General features: G+C 66.9%; 26 protein-coding genes and 1 pseudogene. 15 read left to right on the forward strand and 12 right to left on the reverse strand.

What is annotated here, in order from left to right:
• Window positions 1-12 precede the first annotated feature (12 nt).
• Together AC5Y31_RS13165 and AC5Y31_RS13170 are read right to left on the reverse strand one after the other, a co-directional pair.
• Window positions 13-1,332 (reverse strand): acyltransferase, encoded by a 1,320-nt coding sequence (locus tag AC5Y31_RS13165; protein WP_499980827.1) that lies wholly within the window; start codon window positions 1,330-1,332, stop codon window positions 13-15.
• Between the two features lie 6 nt (window positions 1,333-1,338).
• Window positions 1,339-2,676, reverse strand: a complete 1,338-nt coding sequence (locus AC5Y31_RS13170) for a cytochrome P450 (RefSeq protein WP_499980829.1) — start codon at window positions 2,674-2,676, stop codon at window positions 1,339-1,341.
• A 172-nt stretch (window positions 2,677-2,848) separates the two neighbouring features.
• On the opposite strand from AC5Y31_RS13170, the gene AC5Y31_RS13175 reads away from it, so the two are divergent.
• From AC5Y31_RS13175 to AC5Y31_RS13195, 5 genes are all read left to right on the forward strand, one after another.
• Complete coding sequence (locus AC5Y31_RS13175) at window positions 2,849-3,034, forward strand: hypothetical protein (RefSeq protein WP_499980831.1); 186 nt, start codon at window positions 2,849-2,851, stop codon at window positions 3,032-3,034.
• A gap of 65 nt (window positions 3,035-3,099) precedes the next feature.
• Entirely contained in the window at window positions 3,100-3,792 is a 693-nt protein-coding gene (locus tag AC5Y31_RS13180; RefSeq protein ID WP_499981063.1) for an ABC transporter ATP-binding protein, read from the forward strand.
• A gap of 8 nt (window positions 3,793-3,800) precedes the next feature.
• Window positions 3,801-6,359: an ABC transporter permease gene (locus AC5Y31_RS13185; protein WP_499980832.1), complete on the forward strand. Its 2,559-nt coding sequence runs from the start codon at window positions 3,801-3,803 to the stop codon at window positions 6,357-6,359.
• Window positions 6,360-6,388: 29 nt separating this feature from the next.
• The gene (locus AC5Y31_RS13190) at window positions 6,389-7,930 is read left to right on the forward strand and encodes a PE-PPE domain-containing protein (protein WP_499980834.1); all 1,542 of its coding nucleotides are present in this window, start codon (window positions 6,389-6,391) and stop codon (window positions 7,928-7,930) included.
• A 493-nt stretch (window positions 7,931-8,423) separates the two neighbouring features.
• On the forward strand, window positions 8,424-9,092 hold the full coding sequence (locus AC5Y31_RS13195; RefSeq protein WP_499980836.1) for a hypothetical protein: 669 nt from the start codon (window positions 8,424-8,426) through the stop codon (window positions 9,090-9,092).
• An 85-nt stretch (window positions 9,093-9,177) separates the two neighbouring features.
• On the opposite strand, the gene AC5Y31_RS13200 is transcribed toward AC5Y31_RS13195, so the two are convergent.
• The 4 genes from AC5Y31_RS13200 to AC5Y31_RS13215 are packed head-to-tail and all read right to left on the reverse strand — an operon-like array spanning window position 9,178 to window position 12,427.
• Window positions 9,178-10,287 (reverse strand): 3-beta-hydroxysteroid dehydrogenase, encoded by a 1,110-nt coding sequence (locus tag AC5Y31_RS13200; RefSeq protein ID WP_499980838.1) that lies wholly within the window; start codon window positions 10,285-10,287, stop codon window positions 9,178-9,180.
• 55 nt (window positions 10,288-10,342) lie between these two features.
• The gene (locus AC5Y31_RS13205; protein WP_499980841.1) at window positions 10,343-10,582 is read right to left on the reverse strand and encodes an exodeoxyribonuclease VII small subunit; all 240 of its coding nucleotides are present in this window, start codon (window positions 10,580-10,582) and stop codon (window positions 10,343-10,345) included.
• Window positions 10,572-11,816, reverse strand: coding sequence for an exodeoxyribonuclease VII large subunit (xseA, locus tag AC5Y31_RS13210; RefSeq protein WP_499980842.1), 1,245 nt, complete (start codon window positions 11,814-11,816; stop codon window positions 10,572-10,574). The genes AC5Y31_RS13205 and xseA overlap by 11 nt, the downstream gene beginning before the upstream one ends.
• Window positions 11,813-12,427, reverse strand: coding sequence for a lipid droplet-associated protein (locus AC5Y31_RS13215; RefSeq protein WP_499980844.1), 615 nt, complete (start codon window positions 12,425-12,427; stop codon window positions 11,813-11,815). Before AC5Y31_RS13215 ends, xseA begins: the two co-directional genes overlap by 4 nt.
• Before the next feature lie 96 nt (window positions 12,428-12,523).
• Between AC5Y31_RS13215 and AC5Y31_RS13220 the strand changes: the two genes are divergently transcribed.
• A complete protein-coding gene (locus AC5Y31_RS13220; protein WP_499980846.1) occupies window positions 12,524-13,537 on the forward strand; it encodes a 4-hydroxy-3-methylbut-2-enyl diphosphate reductase in 1,014 nt (337 codons plus the stop codon).
• Here the strand turns inward: AC5Y31_RS13220 and AC5Y31_RS13225 are convergent.
• Window positions 13,534-14,565, reverse strand: a complete 1,032-nt coding sequence (locus AC5Y31_RS13225; protein ID WP_499980847.1) for a DUF6542 domain-containing protein — start codon at window positions 14,563-14,565, stop codon at window positions 13,534-13,536. The genes AC5Y31_RS13220 and AC5Y31_RS13225 overlap by 4 nt on opposite strands.
• A 96-nt stretch (window positions 14,566-14,661) precedes the next feature.
• Between AC5Y31_RS13225 and ychF the strand changes: the two genes are divergently transcribed.
• Together ychF and AC5Y31_RS13235 are read left to right on the forward strand one after the other, a co-directional pair.
• Window positions 14,662-15,735 carry a redox-regulated ATPase YchF gene (gene ychF, locus AC5Y31_RS13230; RefSeq protein WP_499980848.1) on the forward strand — a complete coding sequence of 358 codons (1,074 nt, stop codon included), beginning with the start codon at window positions 14,662-14,664 and terminating at the stop codon, window positions 15,733-15,735.
• 165 nt (window positions 15,736-15,900) lie between these two features.
• Window positions 15,901-16,152, forward strand: a complete 252-nt coding sequence (locus tag AC5Y31_RS13235) for a hypothetical protein (protein ID WP_499980850.1) — start codon at window positions 15,901-15,903, stop codon at window positions 16,150-16,152.
• Here AC5Y31_RS13235 and arr read toward each other — a convergent pair.
• Window positions 16,145-16,555, reverse strand: coding sequence for an NAD(+)--rifampin ADP-ribosyltransferase (gene arr / locus AC5Y31_RS13240; protein WP_499980852.1), 411 nt, complete (start codon window positions 16,553-16,555; stop codon window positions 16,145-16,147). The genes AC5Y31_RS13235 and arr overlap by 8 nt on opposite strands.
• 117 nt (window positions 16,556-16,672) lie before the next feature.
• Here arr and AC5Y31_RS13245 point away from each other — a divergent pair, with 117 nt between their 5' ends.
• Window positions 16,673-17,902 carry an acetyltransferase gene (locus tag AC5Y31_RS13245; protein ID WP_499981064.1) on the forward strand — a complete coding sequence of 410 codons (1,230 nt, stop codon included), beginning with the start codon at window positions 16,673-16,675 and terminating at the stop codon, window positions 17,900-17,902.
• Here the strand turns inward: AC5Y31_RS13245 and AC5Y31_RS13250 are convergent.
• A complete protein-coding gene (locus AC5Y31_RS13250; RefSeq protein ID WP_499980854.1) occupies window positions 17,892-18,344 on the reverse strand; it encodes a hypothetical protein in 453 nt (150 codons plus the stop codon). The genes AC5Y31_RS13245 and AC5Y31_RS13250 overlap by 11 nt on opposite strands.
• Window positions 18,345-18,515: 171 nt before the next feature.
• Between AC5Y31_RS13250 and AC5Y31_RS13255 the strand changes: the two genes are divergently transcribed.
• From AC5Y31_RS13255 to AC5Y31_RS13265, 3 genes are read left to right on the forward strand one after another with little or no spacing between them, the layout of a single operon-like run.
• Window positions 18,516-18,914, forward strand: a complete 399-nt coding sequence (locus AC5Y31_RS13255) for a VOC family protein (RefSeq protein WP_499981065.1) — start codon at window positions 18,516-18,518, stop codon at window positions 18,912-18,914.
• Between the two features lie 40 nt (window positions 18,915-18,954).
• Window positions 18,955-19,170 (forward strand): toxin-antitoxin system protein, encoded by a 216-nt coding sequence (locus AC5Y31_RS13260; RefSeq protein ID WP_499980856.1) that lies wholly within the window; start codon window positions 18,955-18,957, stop codon window positions 19,168-19,170.
• A gap of 1 nt (window position 19,171) precedes the next feature.
• The gene (locus AC5Y31_RS13265) at window positions 19,172-19,519 is read left to right on the forward strand and encodes a type II toxin-antitoxin system PemK/MazF family toxin (protein ID WP_499980858.1); all 348 of its coding nucleotides are present in this window, start codon (window positions 19,172-19,174) and stop codon (window positions 19,517-19,519) included.
• A gap of 64 nt (window positions 19,520-19,583) precedes the next feature.
• On the opposite strand, the pseudogene AC5Y31_RS13270 reads toward AC5Y31_RS13265, so the two are convergent.
• Together AC5Y31_RS13270 and AC5Y31_RS13275 are read right to left on the reverse strand one after the other, a co-directional pair.
• Window positions 19,584-20,367, reverse strand: a pseudogene (locus tag AC5Y31_RS13270) (alpha/beta hydrolase).
• Between the two features lie 18 nt (window positions 20,368-20,385).
• Window positions 20,386-20,739, reverse strand: coding sequence for a Fe-S protein (locus tag AC5Y31_RS13275; RefSeq protein WP_499981067.1), 354 nt, complete (start codon window positions 20,737-20,739; stop codon window positions 20,386-20,388).
• 72 nt (window positions 20,740-20,811) lie between these two features.
• Here AC5Y31_RS13275 and AC5Y31_RS13280 point away from each other — a divergent pair, with 72 nt between their 5' ends.
• On the forward strand, window positions 20,812-21,327 hold the full coding sequence (locus AC5Y31_RS13280) for an OsmC family protein (protein ID WP_499980862.1): 516 nt from the start codon (window positions 20,812-20,814) through the stop codon (window positions 21,325-21,327).
• Here the strand turns inward: AC5Y31_RS13280 and AC5Y31_RS13285 are convergent.
• Window positions 21,324-22,205 carry a LysR family transcriptional regulator gene (locus AC5Y31_RS13285; RefSeq protein ID WP_499980863.1) on the reverse strand — a complete coding sequence of 294 codons (882 nt, stop codon included), beginning with the start codon at window positions 22,203-22,205 and terminating at the stop codon, window positions 21,324-21,326. The two genes, AC5Y31_RS13280 and AC5Y31_RS13285, sit on opposite strands and share 4 nt — an antisense overlap.
• 74 nt (window positions 22,206-22,279) lie before the next feature.
• Between AC5Y31_RS13285 and AC5Y31_RS13290 the strand changes: the two genes are divergently transcribed.
• Both AC5Y31_RS13290 and AC5Y31_RS13295 read left to right on the forward strand, forming a co-directional pair.
• Window positions 22,280-23,479, forward strand: coding sequence for an MFS transporter (locus AC5Y31_RS13290; RefSeq protein ID WP_499980864.1), 1,200 nt, complete (start codon window positions 22,280-22,282; stop codon window positions 23,477-23,479).
• 26 nt (window positions 23,480-23,505) lie between these two features.
• Complete coding sequence (locus AC5Y31_RS13295) at window positions 23,506-23,829, forward strand: putative quinol monooxygenase (RefSeq protein ID WP_499981069.1); 324 nt, start codon at window positions 23,506-23,508, stop codon at window positions 23,827-23,829.
• The last annotated feature ends 55 nt before the right edge of the window (window positions 23,830-23,884 follow it).

Here is a 23,884-nt window from a genome sequence, read left to right on the forward strand (position 1 = left end):
GACCGATCCGGGTCAGCCGTGAAGCTCGCCATTCAATCGTGGAAGATCGTCGCCGGCACACCGAAACCGGTGCAGTCCCTTCCGCGTCGCGGGTCCTGACATAGCCGCGAACGTCTTGGGCGGCAATGACATCTGAAAAACCAATCCGCGACCGGACACCCCTTCTACCAGAGCGCCGAGCCCAGCAACCGGCAATCTCATCAACGGCGTGAAATGGCATGGAAAGGTCTCTTCGAAGCAAACCCGATACACGCCGAAGCCGCTCCAGTTGGTGACAATCGGGTTCCATCGGTCGGGATTGAACGCAGCGGAGACGCAACGAGCTGCCCGCCACGCACCGGCAGCGTCGAGGAACTGTTGGTTGATGCGCATGTCGCAGTGCTCGTCTGCGAAGTGATCCACATTGTGGCGGATGCGCTCCGCGATCGAACGTGCCGGCTCCCCGCGGCGCAGGTCGATGTTGAGCGTTGTGATGATGTTGCCAACGAGCATTGGATTCAGGCCGCAACGACTCCGGGCGTTCACGACGATCCCCAGGGTACGACGAGCCACCGCCGGATCCACATTCATCAGCGCTTCGGAAACATACGCGCACACGACGTCGTTGGCGGACAACCGCATCCGGCTGCCGTAGGAATCGCGTATGCGGGTGATCTCGTCGTCGCTGAAGTAGAGACTCAGGGTCCGCTGTCGGCGTGCGTCCTTTGCTAGGCGCAGCGCGCTGCTTGCGGTCTCGCCAAGCCCGAGGCAACGCACTCCGGGCTCCCGGGTGCCGTCGGCAGGAAGATGTTCGTCAAGGTAGGCGGCACGGTCTTCGACGATCAACGGCTTCGCGATCGGACTTCCGGCAGCAGCGGCGGCCCACGCGTTCATGAAGTGCATCGCCGTCTGCATGTCGCCGATCGCGTGGTGCCAGGAAAAGCCGATCGCGGTCGCTTCATCGGCAAGATGCGTGAGACGAATCTTGCACAGCGGACCCAGCCCCCATCTGGCTGCGGGGCCGTGCACGCTGTCGACAAGCCAGTCTCCGGTGTCCTGCGACGCCGAACTCATCGCCTCACGCAACGTGCGGTCAGACGACACTGACGTGCAGGGCACGCCTTGTCCCGCGCATCGGATACGCATCCGGCCGTGCTTGATGGCCAACCGTCCCGCGAAGATCGGAAACGCCGTGAGCGCATGCGCAAACGCGCCGCTCAGTTCCGCGAGGTCGAGCCGCCGTGGAAAGAAGAAGACGATGTGGACGGCCAGGTTCGCGACGACGACGTCCTCGACGTTGCAGCGGATGTCGAGCCGCTGTGGCTGTGATGGTCTGATCAGCTGGGTCGACATGGCGGGCTACGTTCGACGCTTCAGGATTACTCGAGCGCCGAGCTTCGGGGTATGGGCGACTCCCCGGAAGTACGATTTTTCGTCGGCGGCCGTATCGGTCTGGATCGAGAAGCGCTGCAATACCGTCCGCAGCACGACATCCATCTCGGCGATCGCGAAATCAGCGCCGAGGCAGCGGCGCGCTCCGCCACCGAACGCCAGCCATGACGATGCCGCCGGCTGGGCGCCGCAGAAGCGATGCGGGTCGAATCGGTCGGGGTGCGGGAAGATCTCCGGATTCTCGTGCAGATCGGCGATGCGCACGAGCACGGTCCGGCCGTGGGGAATCCGCCACACGCCCAGGTTGAAGCTGGATGCCCTGACTTGGCGGCCGATCACGTCGATGACGGTGCGCACCCGCAGGGTCTCCAAGATGGTGGCCCGGCGAAGGACGCCACCTCCCTCATCGACCTCGTCGACCAGTTCGGCCAGCAGGTCGGGGTGACGCCGCAACCGCTCGAACGTCCAGGCCAATGCCGATGCCGTTGTTTCGTGGCCCGCACAGACGAGGGTCAACAGCTCGTCGCAGATCTCGTGCCGCGGGATGCCGAGTCCGTCGTCGCGCTTGTTGCGCAGCAAGAAGGCCAGGATGTCCGTCCGCTCGCCGAGACAAGGATCGGCTTCAGCGTGGGCGATCAGGGTGAAAATGATCCGGTCGAATGCCTCACGGAACTCGTCCAGTTTCCGCCAGGGGCCGCGGCGTCCGGCCCAAACCGGCGGCGCCGGGACAAAGGCCATGAACTGTCCGAGTCTCATATGGGGCGGGATGAGCTCACGCAGTGTCTCCAGTTCGGCCCGATCAGCGCCGAAGATGGCACGCAAGATCACGTTCAAGGTGATCCTGCTCATCGGCTCGAGGATCCTGAACTCGCTACCCTCGGGCCAATTCACGCTCTCACGCAATGTCTCGTCCTCGATGATCGACTCATAGGTTTTGAGGATCCGACCGTGGAACGCCGGTGCGAGCAGCCTGCGTCGCTCGTGATGCCGGCGGCCGTCGAGACCGAAAGCCGAGCCGGGCCCGAACCAGTTGCTGAGATTGGGCTGCACGTTGACCAACTGGTCGGTGCAGGCGGTACACACCGACCTCACCAGGGCCGGGTCGGAAACGACGACGGATCGGCCGAAGAATGGGACGTTGATCTCGAAGACGTGCCCGTTCCGCGCGATCCAATGCCGCATCGCCCGTCGGCGGAAGACGGCGAACTCGACGCCCTGCAGGAGCCTGGGCAAGCGCACCGGCGGCGGGTTCGGCCCGGTCACCGTCGATTCTTCGCCCGGATCGACCATGGTCAGATCGGTCATGGCCCCCCCAACTTCGAAATTCTGCTCGCAATCATCGCTCGGGTGCCGTGGGACGAGATCGGTAGTGCACCACTGCAACCGGAACGAGATTGCAGTGGTGCACTACTGCGCTCGTCGTACCAGGGGCGCGGGACGATCTTCTGATCGCAGCTCCATGGAAAGAAGCCACATCATGTTCACCTTGTCCGCAGTCCACGGTCCTCAGCTGCCGGCGCTGCATACGAAACACTTCCATGTCGGCGACGCCGCGCGGATGGTGTTCCACGTTGCAAGCCGGCCGGAACGAATCCACTATCCGCCCGAGCTCACCTCCTTGTTCGAGGAGGCCGCCATGGCACGAGAGATGTACAGGTTGTGATCACGCAACCTGGCTCGGTCGCCGAGCTCGGTGGACCCGGCCGGGACCGCTACCGCGGTGACCCTATGCCGGCGGCACTGCGGCTCCAGGGAGTCGCCAAGCAGTACCGCCGGGGAGACGAGCAGGTGCACGTCTTGGCCGACTTCGCCCTCAGCGTCCAGGCAGGTGAATTCGTCGTGGTGACCGGGCCGTCCGGGGCCGGCAAGTCGACCCTGCTGCACATCGCCGGGGGGCTGGACGCGCCGGACGCCGGGACGGTATCCGTTGCAGGCCAAGATGTCTGGTCGATGGGCGCCCGCGCCCGTGCCGAGTTCCGCCGGCGCAACCTGGGGTTCGTGTTCCAGTTCTTCAATTTGGTGCCGGCGCTGACGGCCGTCGAGAACGTGTCGTTGCCACTGGTGCTCGACGGCGTGTCGGCCCGATCCGCCGACGAACGCGCCGAGGAGCTGCTGAACCGGGTTGGACTGGGCGACCGGGCCGGGTACCGGCCCGCCGAACTGTCGGGTGGACAGATGCAGCGGGTGGCAGTGGCGCGTGCGCTGGCAGCCCGGCCGTCGATAGTCCTCGCCGACGAGCCGACCGGGAACCTCGACCGTCATTCGTCGACCGAGATCTTGGCCCTGCTGCGCTCGGTGGCAGACGACGACGGCGCGGCGGTGGTGATGGTGACCCACGATCGGGCCGCGTCCCACTACAGCTCCCGCGAAATCAGCCTCGTCGACGGGCGCGCGTACGCAGCCGGCGCTGCACCCACCTAGGGGCGGTGATGCACCGGCTGCGCGCCGGCTGGCTATCCTTCCGGCGCATCCACCTGGCGGCGCTCGTCGCCGACTGGCGCCGCACCCTGCTCAGCGTGATCGGTGTCGCGGTAGGGGTGACGGTGGTACTGGGGGCGGTGATCCTCAAGTCCGAACTCCTGAGCCCCTTCGACTCCTTCGGACCATCCCTCGCTCATGCCGCCGATATCGGGGTGGTCGAGGTTACCCCGAAGGTCAGTGGCCGGTTACCGGTCGAGGCGGTGAACCGGCTGCGCACCGAGGTGCCCGGGGCGCGCGCAGTGATCCCGATCGTCGCCGGCTTGACGCCGGTGGACGTCGACGGTCGCAGTCACGGCTTCTTTCTGCTCGGCGGATCGTGCCAGATCGAGCTGCTGGTCGGCTCCTTCGACTGCCAGCAGCGTGCTCGTCACGAGAAACCCGCCGACGGACCCGGTGTGCCCCTTCAGATCCCGACGGCCATCGCCCAGCGGCACAGTCTGCAGCTCGGCGACCAGTTGCACATTCCCGGCCTGCCTCCCGGTTCGGCACACGTGGGTTGGATGTTCCCGGAGTTCGACCGGGTCGAAGGCATCAACAACGGCTACGTCCTGCTGGCACCCTCCACCGATGTCGCCGCCGACCTGCTCTGCACTCCCGGTTACGCCACCGTCGCGTTCGTCGTGCCCAGGCCGGGCGCAGGGGTCACGGCAGACGTCGACCGCGTCATCGCCGGGGTGGCGACCGCGGGCCCGCCCCGGCCGCAGCTGCCGGCCGTGTTCGAGAACGCCACGCAGGCGCTCGATTTGAACGCGCTGTTCGGTGTCCTGATCGGCCTGCTGATCGCGGTGAACACCATCCTGCTGGCCATCGAGGACCGGCGGGCGGTGCTGGGAACCATCGGCGCGATCGGCGCCAAGCCGGCCGTGTTGTTCGCCGGGATGCTCGGCGAGGGGGCCGTCGTGGGCGGTCTCGGTGGCCTGTTGGGGGTGCCCAGCGGCTTTCTGCTCGGCGGGTACCTGGTGGACCGGTTCGGACAGGCCATGTTGGCCGGCTCCGGCGGCGCAGTGGCGGCACACTTCACGCCGAATCTGATTCCCATCGGGGCAGCAGCGGGAACGGTCTGCGGAGTCCTCGCGATGACCGGGCCGGCGCTGAGACTGCGCCGTGACGGACCGTTGGCGTCGATGGCGAGCGTCAGCGGAGTCCAGCGTGCGAGAACGATTCCCAGCTGGACGCTGGCCGCCGGGGCCGCGATGCTGTCGGGCGCCGTCGTGGTGTCGACGATCTTCGAGCACGGGGCGCTGCCGCTGGCGTTGGGTATCAACGGAATCACCGCGGGGCTGGCCGGTGTGGCGCTGGTGACGGCGTGGCTTGCCTCCCGCGGTGCCGGGAAAGTGATCGCGTTGCTGACCGTGATCCGCCCAGACGTCGGGCGACTGCTCGGTGCCGATGTCCGGCGTTACAGCGTGCTGTTCGGCATCTGCGCCGCGGTACTGGCCGCCGGCGCCAGCACGGCCGTCGGCGCCCAGAGCATGCAACTGCTCGGCACCAGACAGATTGCCGCGCAGAAAGCTGACCGACTGCCCGCCGCCGTGCTGATCGCCGCCCAATCGGTTCTTGACCAGCGGGACGGCCACCTGTCCGACAGCACGTTCACCCGGATCAGCGATGCAGCCGGCGGGCGGAGCGTGTCGTCGCGCTGGCGGTCGACGATCTCGTCAGGGACATTGTCGCGCCTGCTTATCGGCGTGACGCCGGGAGATTGGTACAGCCAAGGGCTGTATCAGCCGACCGGCGCCGACTACGGGTTTTGGCAGGGCCTGCGGGAAGGCAAGGTCGGGCTGAGCGAGGTTGCCGCCGGCCGGCTCGGAGTCCGCGCCGGTGACAGCGTGGAGCTGCCGACCGTCGCGGGCCCGCAGCGTTTCGAGGTGGCCGGGACCATGCGGCCCATGCTGGTCAACGACACCGCGGTGGGCGATATCGTCCTGACGTCGGAGAGGTTGGCGCGCTTCGACTGGGCGGCGGTACGCGAACAGGCCGCCGTGAGATACCGCAGCGCCGCCGAGGCGACCGCGCACCGCGACGATTTCCTGGCGCTGGGAGCCGGATTGTCGGTGTACGACAAGGCGCAGTGGCGCTCGGTGGCCACCGCCGGGATGATCCGCTTTCTGGAGCCGTTCACCGTTTCCGGGTACGTGCAGCTGCTGGCCGCCGGCTTGAGCGTGCTGAACGTGTTCGTGCTGGGCCTGGTGCAACGCCGGCGGGAACGTGCCGTGCTGCGGGCGATCGGGGCCGTACCCCGGCAAGAGCAGGCCGTCGTCATCGCCCACGCGGCACTGCTGGGCCTGCTGGCCGCTGTCATCGGCGGGCTTGGGGGAACGTTCCTCAGCTACCTGTGGTCGCTGGGCACACCGGTGTACTACGGCTTCAAGATCGACTGGGAGCTGCTGGGGCTGCCGCTGCGAACCGGGGTGACCGCGGTGACTGTGCTCGTGATGGCCGCGGCGGTGTTGCCGGCGATCCAGGCGCGGCGGCTGGAAACGGTCGAGGTGCTGCGCACCAGTTGACACCTGAGCGCACAGAGGGAGGAACGACGATGAGTCCACAGAATTCGGCGGTTGCGGCGTTCACGATGAGTGTCGCCATGGTTGCCGGCGTCAGCCTGGCCGCGGTCCCTTCGGTGGCACGGTCGCAGCCCGACGTCGCGGTGCTCGACATCCAGCTCGCCGAAACCGATTCGCCGCTGGGCGGCGGTACGGCATTGGTGTACGGCCCCAGCGGTGTCCCGGTACCACCTCCACAGTATGTGGACGCTGCCGACACGCTATACCTGCAGCCGCTCGACTTCACCGGTGTAGCGCAGTCGGCGTTCATTCCCAATGGGCTGTATCCGTTTACCGGTGCCAAGAGCCTGGGGATCGACACGTCGCTGGCCCAGGGCCGGCAGATCATGATCGCCGATATTCAAGGCCAGCAAGCCGACGGGCAGGGAAGTAGCGACCCCATCGTTGTTTTCGGCTACTCGCAGAGTTCAGCTGCTGCCTCGCTGATCATGCAGCAACTCCACGACGCCGGGGTGCCTAGCGACGATGTGCACTTCGTGCTGGTCGGTGATCCTCAAAATCCGAACGGCGGCTTCCTTAATACCTTCGATTTTCCAGCCGGTAACACCTCGGCCTTCGGCGCTTTTGACACGTCCTTCCTACCCGCGACACCATCCGACCTGTACCCGACCGACATCTACACCCTTGAATACGACGGCTTTGCCGATTTCCCGCACTACCCGGCAAACCTGTTATCGGTCCTCAACGCCATTGTGGGGAACTTTACGGCGCACTTCATCTATCTGAATCTGGCCCCGGAGCAGATCAGCAGCGCGATTCTGTTGCCGGGATCTGAGGCCCTCGCCGGGGAGCGGTTGACCGACTACTACATGATTCCAAACGAGAACTTGCCGTTGTTGATGCCGCTGCTACTCCTCCCGGGTATCGGTAAGCCGCTGTATGACCTGCTGGAGCCGGTCACCCGGATCATGGTGAACTTGGGCTACGGCAGCATCACCGAAGGCTGGAATCAGGGTCCGGCCGACGTGCCCACCACGTTCGGGCTGTTTCCCGACATCGACCAGGCGCAGCTGTCCGAGGCTCTCAGCAGCGGCTGGCAGCAGGGGGTCACCGACGCCTGGGACGCTATTGCGAACCCGATCAGCTACCAGGACCAGATCGCGCCGTGGCTGCCGTTCGCAGATTCGTTCCACATTATGGGCTTCGCCCCCGAAAACCCGTCGTTCGACGACGTGGTGGAGGGGCTGCTCAAGTTCGCCGGCTTTCCGGTTTCGGAGGTGACGCTGAGCTCGCCACCGACCGACATCATCAACATGATCAGCAGCACGCTGGCCTACGACTATTCGACGTTGCTGCCCGCCGCCGACATGGTCAATGCGCTGTCCACCAGTCTCCCCGCGTACGCCGCGAACATCTTCGCGGACCAGCTCCAGGCCGGTAACCTCCTGGACGCCATCGGCCTTCCGCTGGCTGCCTACACCGCCTTGGTCCCGTACGACCTCCTCCTCGGTGTCGCGCCCGCGCTGTTTGCGACCATCGGGACCCTTGACAATTTCGCGGAGCTGTTCTCATAAACCCCACGATCAGGTTGCCCATGGTGGGATCGCCACCGGATGCGTCGATTGCTCGCTGACTCAGCTCCATGGCTTCGGTCACTTCGCCGACAGACCACTTGACGATGGTCGGCGTCATCAAAAGGCCGAGAGTCAGCTCGGGATCACCGATCGAATCGAGGAGTGCCACATACTCTCCAGGCGCCCGCGCGAGGGCGCCATGCGCCTTCCACCAGGCGGGCCGTCGACGCGCTCAGCATCACCCCGCCGTGCGGCGCTAACCGATTCCATCCGTCGGGCCATTCCGACCTGTTCGCCGACAGCGGCTGGTCTTCCAACGCGACCGGCGCGCCGAACACCGCAGAAGCTCGACGCATTAAGTGGCGCTGCCCCTTATCCGGACGGAATTGCAGTGGAGCGCTACTGGGCTCGCACCAGCCGGGCGCGGGTCACGATCCCATGGAACATAGGACTCGATTTCGTGGCTGTCCGTTCGCGACCACAGGAGGCGATCATGTACCCGACCCAACGTCCGCATTTCGTCGAGGCAGTCGCAGCGGCCGGTGCCTGCCTCATCACCGCTACATCGGTGGTCGTCCCCGGTGTCCAGCAGCGGGTAGGCGAGGTTTTGGGGGGCGGGAACGTCGTACACCTGACCAGCTCGCTCACGCCGGTTGGTGACGACAACTGGGTTTCCGATGCCCTGACCGGGGCCGGAACTCTGCTGAACCCAGGGGATCTCAGCGGCGCCGTCGCCGGAGAAGTGCCCGAACTCGGTGGCCTGTTGAGCGGCGCCGCGGGGATGGCCGACGCCGATCCCATCGGCGATCTCTGGGAGCAGGCCCAGCAGTTTTTCAGCTCGATACTGGCGGGGGGCTTCGCGGTCCTCTTCTTTGGCGGCATCTATTTGGTATCCCTCGTTCAGGGCGCCTGGGTGTGGATCGCTGATCAGTTCGGCTTCGATCCCTACCCTGCGGAGGCGTTGGCAACCGCCGTACCCGGCCTCGACGATCTTGGCGTCATTGGCCCGGTCGGCGCCGAAGATCTGACCGCGGCGCTGGGTGGCTGGACACCGGACTTGGATTCCGGCGAAATTCCCAGCCTCGACACGCTGTTCGACCCGACCGGAACAGCCGATATCGACACGGTGCCGAGCAGCCTGTTACCGGATATCGGGATCTAGGCGAGCATTTCGGACCGACAGACGACGCACGAATATCCGGGCTTCAACCGGAACATGCGCGAACGCCGGCCTCACGGTTGTAGCGTCACTCCGGATGCGGCTCGGCCACCACCGTCGCCAGATGCGGATGCGCTTCGGCCTTGACCCGCTGGAACAACTCGCAGTAATACGGCATGCAGTCGACCATCGCCTGCTCGGTGGTGAACAGCGGTTGATAGCCGAGATCGCGGCGGGCCTTGTCGATGGAAAAGTAGTTGTTGAGGTAAAGCCGTTCCACCGCCCCGGGTTCCAGCAGTGCCTGGGGCAGCCCGAACCGGAAGTGCAGCCACTGCCAGGCGACCATCACGTCGCGCACCATCCGGCCGGACACCCGGAACCGGGGCCAGTGCTGGCCGCACGATTCGATGACCGGCCGGGCGAACTCGAACATGTTGATCGGTTCGCCGTCATTGACGAAATAGGCCTGCCCGGGTGCCGTTCCGCCCGGTACCAGGTGCTCGGCGGCCAGGATGAAACCGTGAATCAGGTTGTGCACGTAGGAGTTGTCCAGCTTGGCGCGTTTGCTGCCGATCAGGACTTTGACGTGACCGGCGACCACGCTCTCGAACAGCTTGCGGAACATCGTCTGGTCGCCGTTGCCCCAGATCCCCGACGGCCGGATCGAACAGGTCAGCATGTCGCCGATTCCGTTCTCCTCCAGCACGAACTTCTCGGCGACCACCTTCGTCTCGGTGTAGAGGTCGTTGTATTTGGTGGTGTAGGCCATGGTTTCGTTGCCACCCGAGATGGCCTTACCACCCATCACCACGCTGTTGGAAGCGGTGTAGACGAAGCGCTTCACCCCAGCCCGCTGTCCGGCCTGGACCAGATTCTTGGTGCCGTCGACGTTGACCGCGAAGCTGCGCCGCCGGATCTCGTCGGTGACTTTCGCGCCACCCTGCAGATCGATGATCGCGGCGGTGTGAAACACGGTGTCGATGTTGGCGACCGCGGCGGCCACCGAGGCGGGGTCGCAGATGTCGCCTTCCACCACCTGCAGGTTGCGGTGCGGGGCCAGCGGCGACGGCGCCCGGTCGAACGAGCGCACCTGATAGCCGCGGTCGATCAGTGTCTTGACGAAATTGGTTCCGACGAAGCCGGAGCCCCCGGTGACCAATACCCGGCCGAGTTCGGTTGTCAGTGCGGGATCACCCATCGGGTGAGCATAACGGAAACGTGTTTCAGTTCCCGTCGGCTTCGTGCTGGGGCGGTCAAAGGTCGGCATCCCCGGATTCGCAGGCCAGCGCGTCCTGCACGCGCCGGCGAGCGCCGGCCAGGTGCTCTTCACAGCGCTTAGCCAGCTGTTCGCCTCGTTCCCAAAGGCTCAGGGAGGCGTCGAGATCCAGCCCGCCCTGCTCCAGTCGCTGCACCACTTCGATCAGCTCGTCGCGGCAATGCTCGTAGCCGAGGTCACTAACGGGCCTCGTCGGCTCGGGTTGCTCAGTTGCCATCGGTATGTCCTTCGCTGGTAGCGGCAATCGCTCCGTCGGCGACCCGGATCCGCAGGGGGGTGCCCGCCGGTGCGTCCTGCACCGAGCGCAGCACGTGCGCCGGCCCGTCGGTGTCCACTGTTTGGACGACCGCGTAGCCGCGGGCCAGCGTGGCGGCCGGGCCCAGGGTAGCCAGCCGGGCCGAGAGGTGCCCGACCCGTTCGCTCTGCACGGTGATCATCCGGATGATGTCGCGGCGCACGGCAGCCAGGGCGCGTCCCACCTCTTCGGTGCGCTCGCTCAGTGCGCGCATCGGATCGGCCAGCACCGGGCGGCTGCGCAGCTGGGCCAGCACGCGTTCCTCGCGGACCACCCAGTTGCGCACCGCCTGGGCGCTGCGCCGGCGCAGGTCGTCGACCAGGGCCTGCTCGGCGACGGCGTCCGGGACGATCTTCTTCGCCGCGTCGGTGGGAGTGGCGGCCCGTAGGTCGGCCACCAGATCGCACAGCGGGTTGTCGGGCTCGTGACCGACCGCGCTCACCACCGGGGTGCGGCATGCCGCGATCGCCCGGCACAGGGTCTCGTCGGAGAACGGCAACAGGTCCTCCACGCTGCCGCCGCCCCGCGCCAGCACGACCACATCCACGGCCGGGTCGGCGTCCAGGTCGCGCAGTGCCTCGACGATCTGGGCGACCGCGTTCGGGCCCTGCACGGCGGTGTTGCGCACCGCGAAGCGCACCGCCGGCCACCGGGTGCCGGCGACCGTCATCACATCCCGCTCGGCGGCACTGGCCCGGCCGGTGATCAAGCCGATGGTGGCCGGCAGGAACGGGAGCGGCCGTTTGAGTCGCGGGTCGAACAACCCCTCGGCGTCCAGCAGCCGACGCAGCCGCTCGATGCGGGCCAGCAGTTCGCCGATCCCGACTGCGCGAATCTCACTGAGCCGCAAGGAGAAAGTACCGCGTGCGGTATAGAAGTTGGGTCTGCCGCAGACCACCACCTGGGTGCCCTCGGTCAGCTTGACCGGGGAGCCGGCCACCAGTTCGGGGCTGCAGGTCACCGTCAGCGACATGTCGGCGGCGGGATCACGCAGCACCATGAACACCGTTCGGACGCCGGGCCGGGCGTTGATCTGGGTCAGCTGCCCCTCCACCCACACCGACCCGAGCCGGTCGATCCAGCCTTTGACCCGGATGGCGACCGCGCGCACCGGAAACGGGTTCTCAGCGGAATTGCCCGCTGCGGGTGCGGTCACTTCGTGGTGGTGCGGGTGATCCTGTTGGCCAGCAGCGTCTGGAAGGGTGCTCGCGCCTTGGTGGCCTCCTCGTAGGCAAGCAGAGTCTCCAGCTCGTCGACGCTGAGCGAGGCCAACCGCGCGCGTAGCTGGGCCAGGGTCAGCGCGCCGTAGTCGAGTTCGTCGACCAGGTCCGGGATGGGCACCGTTGAGCCCGAGGCCGGGCGGGTGTCCGCTGTGACGTCGGTCTCGCCGGGCGGTGCGGGCCGGTCGTCGGCGCTCTCGCTGAACGAGTACAGCGCGAAGCGCCCCTCGGTGCGCGGGCCGGAATCGGCATCGTCGAAAGCCGCGGTGTCGGGGTAGTCGGCGCCGTTGAGGTCGTCGTCGACGTCTTCGTCGAAGGTGGCCCACTCCGGCTGCTCGTCCTTCGGTGGAAAGATCGATTCAAGTGTGGAGTCGCCCTTATTGACCAGCTCAGCGATGCCCTGCTGCCAGCGCATCACCGCATGCGCGGCCTGGCTGGCCAGCGTCATCGGGTAGGTCAGGATGGTGTGGGGCAGCTTCATCGTCTCCTCGACGGCGACGGTTGCCGCGCCGACCAGGAGCCGGACTCCGAATGGTGCAGTAGCCATGGCCACCAGACTGCCTTACCTGCCGGTCATCTCCAAGTAGCGACGGCGGTGGCGCGAGCTGGCGGTCCCGTGTCGCCAGTCCGTACCCTGGGTGCCATGCCGACCCTCGATATGGAGACCTTCGACAGTGCAGGGGCGCCGGTCGCCGCTGCCCCCGCCGGCAAGCGCGTGCTGCTGGCCGAGCCCCGCGGGTACTGCGCCGGCGTCGACCGGGCCGTTGAGACCGTGGAGCGGGCGCTGGAGAAGCACGGCGCCCCGGTCTACGTCCGGCACGAGATCGTGCACAACAAGCATGTGGTGGAGACCCTGACCAACAAGGGTGTGGTGTTCGTGCACGAGGCCGACGAGGTGCCCGAAGGCGCGATGGTGGTGTTCTCCGCGCACGGGGTGGCCCCGAGCGTGCATGACCTGGCTGCCGATCGCGGCCTGCGGGTCATCGACGCGACGTGTCCGCTGGTGTCGAAGGTGCACAACGAGGCCAAACGGTTCGCCCGGGACGGCTACGACATCCTGCTGATCGGCCACGCCGGCCACGAGGAGGTCATCGGGATCATCGGCGAGGCGCCTGACGACGTGCAGCTCGTCGACGGCTTAGAGGCTGTGGCCGCGGTGACCGTGCGCGACGAGAACAAGGTGGTGTGGCTGTCGCAGACCACGCTCAGCGTCGATGAGACGATGCAAACGGTGGTCAAGCTGCGCGAGCGCTTCCCGAGCCTGCAGGATCCGCCCAGCGACGACATCTGCTACGCCACGCAGAACCGGCAGACCGCGGTCAAGGCGATGGCTCCCGAATGCGAGCTGGTGATCGTCGTCGGGTCGAAGAACTCGTCGAACTCCAACCGCTTGGTCGAGGTGGCGCTGGACGCCGGTGCCGACGCCGCCCATCTGGTCGACTACGCCGAGGACATCGACCCGGCGTGGCTTGACCCCGCCGGCGGCCAGGTGCAGACCATCGGCGTCACCTCGGGCGCATCGGTGCCGGAGATCCTGGTCCGCGGCGTGCTGGAGCGGTTGGCCGAGCACGGCTACGGCACGGTGTACCCGGTGGCGACCGCCAACGAGACGCTGGTGTTCGCGCTGCCCCGGGAGATCCGGCCCGACCGGCGTTAGCGGCCGGGCTCGTCGCCGGCACTATTGCGATAGCGCACCCGCGAAACCGGGTGGTGACTGGTGCCCGTGCCGTTGCCGCGACCGGCCGCGGGACGACGCCGCGGTAGCGATTCCGGCGGTTCAGTGGGCCGATAACCGCGGGCGCGGGGATCGGTCCTCGGTGCCGGTTCGCCGCGTCGGCGCGGCGGCTCGTCCTGCCACTGCGGCGCCGGGCGTCGCCGCCGGGGCAGCGGCTCGTCGCGCAGATCGGGTGCCGGGCGCCGCCGCGGGCGCTCCGTGATCCCTACGTCGTCCATGGGCGGCCGGACGTGCCGTGAGCGCGTCGGGCTGGACCCGTTGGCCCCGCGCCGACGCTCGCCGGAGCGAGGGGCTGAGCGGTTCGAGGTGGCCTTGCGGGCGGCGCGACGAGCCTCCGGAGTCGCCCGCCGGGGACGCTCGCCGGGGCGCCGTTCGCGCGGGCTCCGCGAGGCCGGCGGCTCGATGGCGTGGGCAGGACTGCGGTTGAGCGCCGCAGTGAGCATGCTGGCGAGCTTGTTGAGTAGCGCGGGCCGCCGGCTCGTGCCGGTGTCGTCGTCTGCGGGGGTCGCCGCGCCGCCGAGCATGCCCAAATACCAGCGGACCATCCCGATCAACAGCACGGCAGCCGCCGTGAACAGCATCAGCGGGAACCGCTCGATCAGCGGATATCCGCAGTTGATGACGATGGCCTTGAGTCCGGGGAAACCCGCGCCGTGAAACAGCCAGTAGGCGGCCGGCACGGTGCAGAACAGGATCAGCGGAGGCTGGATGACCGCGGTGAACACCGCCGATTGCTGCACCATCAGCACCGCCGCGAGGCAGCCCATCACATACAGGGCGGAGAAGACGGTGCTCAGTTCCTTCTCGCCGGAGCCCGCGTCGAAGGCGACGCCGATGGCGGTCGCGACCATGGCCACCGCCACAGCGCCCCACCACGGAAAACCGGCCGCGTTGGGCAGAATCGAACGGTGGTCAGCCGCCACCGCCGACTTGTCCCGCTGCGCTGCCACACATTGACGGTACCGGCTGGGGTCGCCCGAATCCGCAAGGCCTTGCCAGATCGCCCGGGCGACGTGCCGACCGTCACGCTTTAGACTTGGCTCCCTGTGAGCCTGAGCCTGGGAATCGTGGGGTTGCCCAACGTCGGTAAGTCGACCCTGTTCAATGCGCTGACCCGCAACGATGTGTTGGCCGCCAACTACCCGTTTGCGACGATCGAGCCGAACGAGGGCGTGGTGCCGCTGCCCGATCCCCGGCTGGGCAAGCTGGCCGAGATCTTCGGTTCCGAGCGGATCCTGCCAGCCCCGGTGACGTTCGTCGACATCGCCGGCATCGTCAAGGGGGCTTCGGAGGGGGCCGGGCTGGGCAACAAGTTCCTGGCCAACATCCGCGAGTGTGACGCCATCTGTCAGGTGGTGCGGGTGTTCTCTGACGACGACGTGGTGCACGTCGACGGCAAGGTGGATCCCGAGTCCGACATCGAGGTGATCGCGACCGAGCTGATCCTGGCCGACATGCAGACCCTGGAGAAGGCGGTACCGCGGCTGGAGAAAGAAGCCCGCAACAACAAGGACCGCAAGCCGATGCTCGAGGCGGCGGTGGCCGCCAGTGCGGTGCTCGATAGCGGCAAGACGCTGTTCGCCGCCGGGGTCGACGCCGCCCGGCTGCGCGAGTTGAACCTGCTGACCACCAAGCCGTTCCTATACGTGTTCAACGCCGACGAGGCGGTACTCACCGATGCCGTGCGGGTGGCGGCGCTGCGCGAGCTGGTGGCCCCGGCCGACGCGGTCTTCCTCGACGCCAAGATCGAAGCCGAGCTCGCCGAGCTGGACGACGAGTCGGCGATGGAGCTGCTGGAGTCGATCGGGCAGACCGAACGCGGCCTGGATGCCTTGGCGCGGGCCGGATTTCACACCCTGAAGTTGCAGACCTACCTGACCGCCGGGCCGAAGGAGGCGAGGGCCTGGACGATTCAGCAGGGCGACACCGCGCCGAAGGCGGCCGGGGTGATCCACACCGACTTCGAGAAGGGCTTCATCAAGGCCGAAGTGGTCTCCTACGGCGACCTGGTCGAGGCCGGATCGATGGCCGCCGCCAAGGCCGCCGGCAAGGTGCGCATGGAGGGCAAGGACTACGTGATGGCTGACGGGGACGTGGTGGAGTTCCGGTTCAACGTGTAGCGGGGAAAACAACCAGCGCTAGAAAGGTCGCTCAGAAGACGGGCGCTCTCCGGCTGAGCCCGGACGAATAGATGGCTCCAGCCATGATGCCGCTCGCGTAATGCGCGCCGACATTGTGTCTTGCCGGTGATCTGACCGCGATGGCGGCAGGGGAGGCTCGTTGTCATGGCGGTGGTTGAGCTGATCTACCTGGTGGCGGCGCTGCTGTGGATTTTGGTGGTGGTGGGAGCGTTGTGCATCGCAGGCCACTACATGCTGAAACTCCGCGCCCGGCGTCGCCGCATGAATGGGCTGATCAACAGTGTGCGGCTATCCGTCGAGCGCGCCATCGGCCCGTATCGGGCTGTGGCAGCTGGGAGCGCAGCCCTTTTCCAGAAGCTGGTTGGCGGACTTGTTCGCGACGACCGGATCAGTTGATGATCTCGTTGCGGTCCTCCGCCCGCAGCGAGGCCAAGCGGTCGTGCCACTCCTGGAGCGCCTCGGGAGACAGCCTCGTCCAGTCGTCGACTTTTTCGATGACCCGCAGCGGCTCACTGCTGCGGTAGGAGCGGGTCGGGTTGCCGGGGAACTTCTTATCGGTGACGTTCGGATCGTTCTCGAACTCCCCGGTCGGTTCGACGAGATACACCCGCGGTGTGCCGGCACCGGCCGCGAGCTCGGCGGCCAGCCCGGCACCGTCGCGCAAGGCGGTGAAATAGATGTGGTTCATGACGATTTCCGGCCGGTAGTTGGAACGGAAGCCTGCGGTGAGCAGGTCTCCGACGCCTAGTTTGGCCTTTGTTCCGTGATAGAACGGACCTTCGTCGAGCACCGGATCCACCGCATCAGGCTACCGGGCGCGATATTCCGCGAGACTGAAGCCATGCTGGAAAATTCCGCGAGTCCTCCTGCGTCAGTTCATTCTCGGGCAAGGACGGGTCGATAGCTGACTATGACGATGCCTACGGTGCGGATTCGCGGCTGCGTCGGACCAGCGGAGTACCCACGGCTGGTGGAGATCTGGCGAAGTGCCGTCGTGGCGACTCACCACTTTCTGGCAGAACCGGACCGCGTGGCCATTGAGCGTCAGCTAGCGGATAACTACTTTCCCGGCGTCCGCCTCACGGTCGCGGAGGTCGACGGTGAGCCGGTGGGCTTCGCGGGCACCGCGGGGGAGCGCCTCGAGATGTTGTTCGTCGACGCCGACGACCGCGGCCGTGGAGTCGGCAGCGCGCTGCTCGATCACGCGATCGCAGAGCAGGGAATCCGGTACGCCGATGTCAATGAGCAGAACGAGCAGGCGGCCGGGTTCTACACCCGACGCGGTTTCGTCGTCACCGGCCGCAGCGAGCTTGACGACGCGGGACGGCCATATCCGTTGCTGCACATGGAGGCACTGCTTACGCCGGTGCTGAGCTATCTGGACGACCACCGCCCGGGAGGGCTGGTCGGGGCGTATCTCTATGGCTCGGCGGCAGTCGTCGGCCTACGTCCGTCCAGCGACGTCGATCTACTCGTTCTCTCGCGCAAGTCGCTCACCGGGTCCGAGCGGGCTTCGCTGGCGTCTCTGCTACTGAGCGTCTCGGGGTGGCGTGGTCATGCCGCTCAATTCCCCGAGGTCGCCGATCGTCGTCCACTGGAAGTGACCAGCCTGGTCGTCGACGATCTGGATCCGCTGCCCCAGACGCCGCGCCGCGACTTCCAATTCGGCGAATGGCTGCGGGCCGAGATCCTCGACGGCCACGTGCCTCCCGCGGTGTCCGATCCCGATGTGGTCGTGCTCCTGGCCACCGCTCTGAGCGCCCATCGAGTGTTGCGCGGCGCGGCACTCGAGGATCTGATTGCTCCGGTGCCACCCGAGCTCCTCCGCGGCGCCCAGCTGGCCCTGCTGCCCGAACTCATGAACGACCCGGTGGGTGAGGAGGCCTTCATCCTGCTGACCCTGGCTCGTATTCTGCTCACGATCGAAACCCAGGCGATCGTCGCCAAAGATGTTGCAGCCCAGCGGGTGGCGCCGAGGCTAGCGGGCCGGGATCAGGTTCTTCTACAGCTTGCCGGGCAGGACTACCTCGGGGTCAGCAGTGTGGACTGGCGCGACCACTACGACGGCGTCGTAGCACTGGTGCGGACTCTGGTCGGCCTGATTCGGCAGGCCGCCGGGTTCTCAGGGCCTCCAGCTACTGGCTAGATTCCGCGAAAGGGAAATGTGCCGTTATTGATCGGTGTAGGGCGGCGAGTTTTCTCGGGCTTCTCTGCGCTTCAGTTCGGTCAGCGTGCGGTTGCGCGATCGTGTCGTCTTCGATTCGAGCGACCTCTTCTTGGAGCCGGGCGGTTTTCTCCAAGCCGCGGGCGGGCAACCGCGTTAATGTGGAGTGATGGTCGCAGCGGGCCGCGCCGGCGTGCCAGGCGAACCCGACAGTCGCGCCCTTGAGTTGGGTCAGCGCGAGGATGCCCTCACGCGTAGCGCGGCTGAACTCTCCAGGCGCGAGCGGATCGCTGACGAACGAGAGCGCGTCGCCGATGAGCGCGACCGAGTTGCTGACGTGCGTGAGCGGTCGGCGGACGACCGGGAGGCGCGTGCGGACGACCGTGAAGGCACCGCTGCGCAGCGTGAGCGCGAGCGTCTGCAACGGGTCGCGGATCAGGCAGAGCGCCGGGATGCCGCTGCCAGGCGGGAGAACGCCGAAGTCAGGCGTGCGATGGCAGAATCCCGGCGAATTTTGCGCGGGTAAGTGTTGCCGGCGGCCGAGGCGGGGTTGAGCCCGGTCCGCGTGTCGGAGGTGGCGGCTAGCGTGCGCGGCATGAAGTTCGTCTCGACTCGCATCATCACCGCCGACGTCCAGCGACTGGTCGGCTTCTACGAGCTGGTCACCGGTTTCGCCGCGATCTGGGGCAATGAACTCTTCGCCGAGATCCCGACACCGCTCGGCACGCTAGCCATCGGCAGCGACAAAACGGTCCCGCTGTTCGGGGCCGGATCCGCCGAGCCGGGCGCCAATCGCAGCGCGATCCTTGAGTTCATCGTCGACGACGTGGACGTCGAATTCGAGCGCCTCCGCGGGCACGTGTCCGAGGTCGTGACCGAGCCGACGACCACGCCCTGGGGCAACCGCGCGTTGCTCTTTCGGGACCCGGACGGCAACCTCGTCAACCTGTTCACGCCGGTCACCGACCAGGCCCGGCAGAAATTCGGGCTTTGATGTGCTGAACAGCAGGAATACTGACCGGTATACTCATTACATGGCCACAACGATCAAGGTGCCGGCCGAGTTGCGTGACCGGATCAACCGGGAAGCCCAAGAACGGGGCGTGACGGCGGCCGGTTTCATCGAAGGGTTGGTCGATGGCTACGAACGACGCCGGCGCATGGAGGCATTCGGGCGGGCATTCCGCGGGGCGGATCGTGCCTACTGGGATGAGTTCCGGGAGTGGGACGTCGCGCTAAACGACGGATGACATGACGAGCGAGCTGCGGCGGGGGATGGTCGTTTGGGCGGAACTTGATCCCGTCCGCGGCCGCGAGCAGGCTGGCCGTCGGCCAGCGCTCGTGGTCGCCAGCGATCTGTACCTCGAACAGGCTGACACCCTGGCGATCATCGTCCCTGCGACGACGAAAGACCGTGGTTGGCCCAATCACGTACTTCTCCAGGGGCCGGATCTGGCATTGGGCGAGCCGACTTTCGCCATGACAGAACAACCGCGGACAGTCACGCGTGAACGACTATTCGACGTTGTGGGCATCGTTGGTGCAGCGACGATGCGCGAGGTCGACAGTTGGCTTCGCGACTTTCTTGGGTTGCCGTGATCGTGTGGCCGACGGCCAGCCGGGGCAGTTGATGTGTACGGGAGGTCCATGATGCGGACGACAGTCAACTGCTGAGCCACTGCCGGATCCGCTCGGCCACGTCACGCCAGCCCGGCTCGACCATCGTGTTGTGTCCCATCCGCGGGAACAGCTGCGCCTCCGTGCCATACGCGCGTGCGGTGGCATGGACTTCGTCGTTGCTGATCATCCCGTCGTCCTCGGCGCCCAGCACCAGTAGCGGCGTCGTAACCCGTTTTGTATCAGGCAGATTGAATATCTGATCCAGGAAGACGGCGCGCATGCTGTCCGGCTCCACGCGGGCCGCGCATGATTCGACGATGTCGTCCGGGGTGTGCGGACCGAAGAGATGCTCACGTGCCAACCGCGGGGTGTTGAAGATCTCGTGGGACAAGCCGATCGTGTTGGCGCGCATCGCGACCCAGGGATTGCGCCGCCAGATCCGCATCGATACCCGCGAATGCCCCGTGGCGGTGTCGACCCATCAACACCGCGGCCGGAGCATGGCGCCGTTCAAGATACTTCTGCACCAGAAAGCCGCCGGCGGAGTGCCCGATCAACACCGGCGCTCCGCCCAGCTCGTCGGCCACCGTGCTGACGTCGTCGAGGTAATCACCCATGGTACACCGTGCCAGCGGCTTCGACAGGGAGCTGCCGCCGTGGCCACGCCAGCTCATCGCGACGGCCCGGAAGCCATGTGCGGCAAAGTGATCGAGGAAATGCACATCCCAGCACCACGCCGCGTGGCAGCCGCCGTGAATGAACAGCAGCGGAACCTCGTGCACGGCCGTGTTCCGGCCCTTGTCGATGACCTCGATGACCTCGTGCATCGATGCCCTACCGGCCCGCTACCAGATGACGGCGAGCCCCGCAGCGGTCAGGATCAGCGCGCCCGCGGCATAGAACAGCACCCGCGGAGCCGCCTCGCCGGATCGGCGTTGCCGGGCCCGGCCGATCCCGAGCACGGCACCCAGGGCGATCAGCAGCATCAGCTTGGTCCCGATCTTGGGGTAGTTCAGTACCACGTCGGCGGGCCAGGGCGCGGCCAGCGCCAGGCCGGTCACCAACGACAGCACCACGCCGTAGTCCATCACCGGGGTGAGCTGGAAGCGCCGCGCCGCGGCCTCGGCGGCCAGCGCCCCGAAGGTCACCGCGAAGCCGACGATGTGCAGCAGAACTATTACGTGCCGTAGTACCTCCACATCGCTCAGGCTAGCCCGTGACATGGGCATGGGCCAATCCTTGGCAGGGGGCCGCCCATTACCCTGACCGGCATGACCTCATCGACCACCCGCCTGGCCGCCGTTGTCGCCGCCACCAGCGATCCGTCCGCCGCCGACCCGGCCGGCTCCCAGGTCGTGTTCCGGGCCTCCGCGGTCGCCCACGACGCGGTGGCCAGCACGATCACCATGGGGCGCTACCGCGTCGAGGTCGACGAACCGCCGACGCTCGGCGGTGAGAACACCGCCCCGAACCCCGTCGAGTACTACCTGGGATCGCTGCTGTCGTGCCAGATCGTCACCTGGCGGTACTGGGCGGAAAAGCTGGGCATCACCGTCGACGAGATCACCGGCCAGGCCGAGGGCGACCTCGACGTGCGCGGCTTCTTCGGCCTCGACGACTCGGTGCGTCCCGGCTTCAGCGAGGTGCGGGTCGTCATCACCGTGACCGGCCCGGAAACCGACGAGCGCTACGCCGAACTGCATCGGGTCGTCGAATCCCATTGCCCGGTGCTGGATCTCACCACCAATGTCACGCCAGTGCGAAGCAGTCTCGAGGTTCAGCGCTAGGCGGGCAGCAGATCCAGAAACGCCCGAGCGGCCGGATTGGTCGGCACCGCGGTGCGACCGACCAGCGCCAGCCGGCGGGTGGGCGGCTTCGCGCCGCTGATCGGGCGCAGCCCCACGATGTGCAGCCCGCTGCGGCGGGCGACCGGCTCGGGCACCACCGCGACCCCGAGGCCGTGCTCGACCAGACTCAGCGCCTGGTCCATCTGGCTGGTGCGAAACGCGATCCGCCGCCGCACACCCGCGTCGCGGAACAACGCGGCGACCACCGTCTGCAAACCGAGCCCGGCCGCGAACTCCACGAAAGACTGCTCGGCCAGCTCCGCGATCCGCACCGTGGTTCGCTGAGCCAGCGCGTGTCCGGCGCCGACCACCAGCACCAGCGTCTCGGGGTAGTTATACAACGCGGTGAGCCCCGACGGCAGCGGCGCGGCATCGAGGGCCACGAACGCCAGGTCCAGTTCGCCGTCGTCGACGGCGCCCAGCAGATCTAAGGTGGGCGCCTCCCGCAGCAGCACCTGAATGCCGCGGTGCCGGGCGTGCAGCCGCGCGATGGTGGCCGGCAGATCGACGGCGGTGAACGTCTGCACTACCCCGAGTGCCAGCTGACCCGACTCGGCATCGCGGATCGACGCGACGGCGGACTCGGCCGCGGCCACCTCGCGCAGGACGCGCCGGGCGGGCCCGAGCAGCGCACGCCCGGCCGCGGTGAGCAGCACGGAGCGGGTGGTGCGCTCGAACACCGGCGTGGAGAGGCTCTTTTCCAGAGCCTGGATGGATGCGCTCAGTCCCGACTGGGAGATGTTGAGTGCCTCGGCGGCGTGGGTGAAGTGCCCGGATTCGGCGACGGCCACGAAGTGCTGCAACTGCCGGACCTCCATATATCGAGGATAGCAATGAGATCGACCCAATTATCTTGTTTTACATCAGAGTGGTCGGGGGTAACCATGGGCAGATGACCACCACCACCGCCTCCGCACCGGCACGACTGGACCGTCGTCTGGTGCTGGTCATGGCCCTGATCTCCGGGCTGGTGGTGGCCAACAGCTATTACGCGCAACCGCTGGTCGACACGATCGCCGGGCACTTCCACGCCTCGACCACCAGCGTCGGGCTGATCGTCACCGCCAGTCAGGTCGGCTACGCGATCGGCCTGGCGCTGCTGGTGCCGCTCGGTGATTTGCTGGAGCGACGCCGCTTGCTCAGCTGGATGCTGGTCGGCACGTGCGTCTGTCTGCTCGGGATGGCGTTTGCGCCCAGCTGGCCGGTGCTGGCCGTCGCCGCCATCCTGGTCGGGCTGGGTTCGGTGGTGGGTCAGGTGCTGGTGCCATTCGCGGCCACGCTGGCCCGCGACGACGAACGCGGCCAGGTCATCGGCAGCGTGATGACCGGACTGCTGCTGGGCATCCTGCTGTCGCGAGTGGTGGCCGGCTTGATCGCCGCCGTGGCCGGGTGGCGAGCAGTGTTCGTCGTCGCGGCCGCGCTGATGCTGGTCGCCTCGGCGCTGGTGCGCACGCTGCCGGTGCATCCGCCCGCCGTGCAGATGAGCTATCGCCGATTGCTCGGCTCGGTCGTCGCGATCATCCGCGAGGAGCCGGTGCTGCGGCTGCGGATGGCCTACGGGATGCTCACCTACGCCTCTTTCGGGGTGTTTTGGACCAGCATCGGGTTCATGCTCGCCGGCGGGATCTACCACTGGTCCGACGGGCAGATCGGGCTGTTCACCCTGTTCGGTGTGGCCGGGGCGCTGGCCGCGAAATTCGCCGGCACGCTGGCCGACCGGGGCTATGCCCGTTGGCAGACCGGGGTTTTCATCGCCGTGACCGCGCTGAGCTTCCTGCTGCTGTGGACCGGCCAGAGCCGGGTCGCGCTGCTCGCGATCGGGGTGGCGCTGCTGGACCTGGGGATCCAGGGCACGCACATCAGCAACCAGAGCGTGTTCTATCCGCTGCGGCCCGCGGCGCGCAGCCGGCTCAACACGGCCTACATGACCGGCTACTTCGCCGCCGGTTCGTTGGGCAGCGTGGCCTCGGCCGTCGTCTACGGGGCGTGGGGCTGGGGCGCGGTCTGTGTGCTCGGCGCCGTCTTTCCGGTCATCGGGACACTGGTCTGGATCGGTGAGGTCTGGGCGCAGCGTTGTTACGCTCGCCGTTGACTAATCGCCGGTCGGCAGGAGCAATGGTGATCTTCATCGTGGTGAAATTCGAGACCAAACCCGAGTGGGCCGAGCGCTGGCCGCAGCTGGTCGCGGACTTCACCGAGGCCACCCGCGCCGAAGAGGGCAACCTGTGGTTCGAGTGGTCACGCAGCCTGGACAACCCCGAGGTGTACGTGCTGGTCGAAGCGTTTCGCGACGGCGCGGCCGGCAGTGTGCACGTCAACAGCGAGCACTTCGCCCGGGCGATGGCCGAGATGCCACAGGCGCTGGTGTCGACCCCGAAGATCATCAGCCAGCAGCTCGACGCGACGGACTGGTCGCTGATGGGGGAGCTGACGATCGACTGACAGGCCGTCCGCGAGTGAAGTGACGGTGTCCGTAATACGACCTAGGATCGTTGTA

This window comes from Mycobacterium sp. NGS18 (assembly GCF_059813185.1).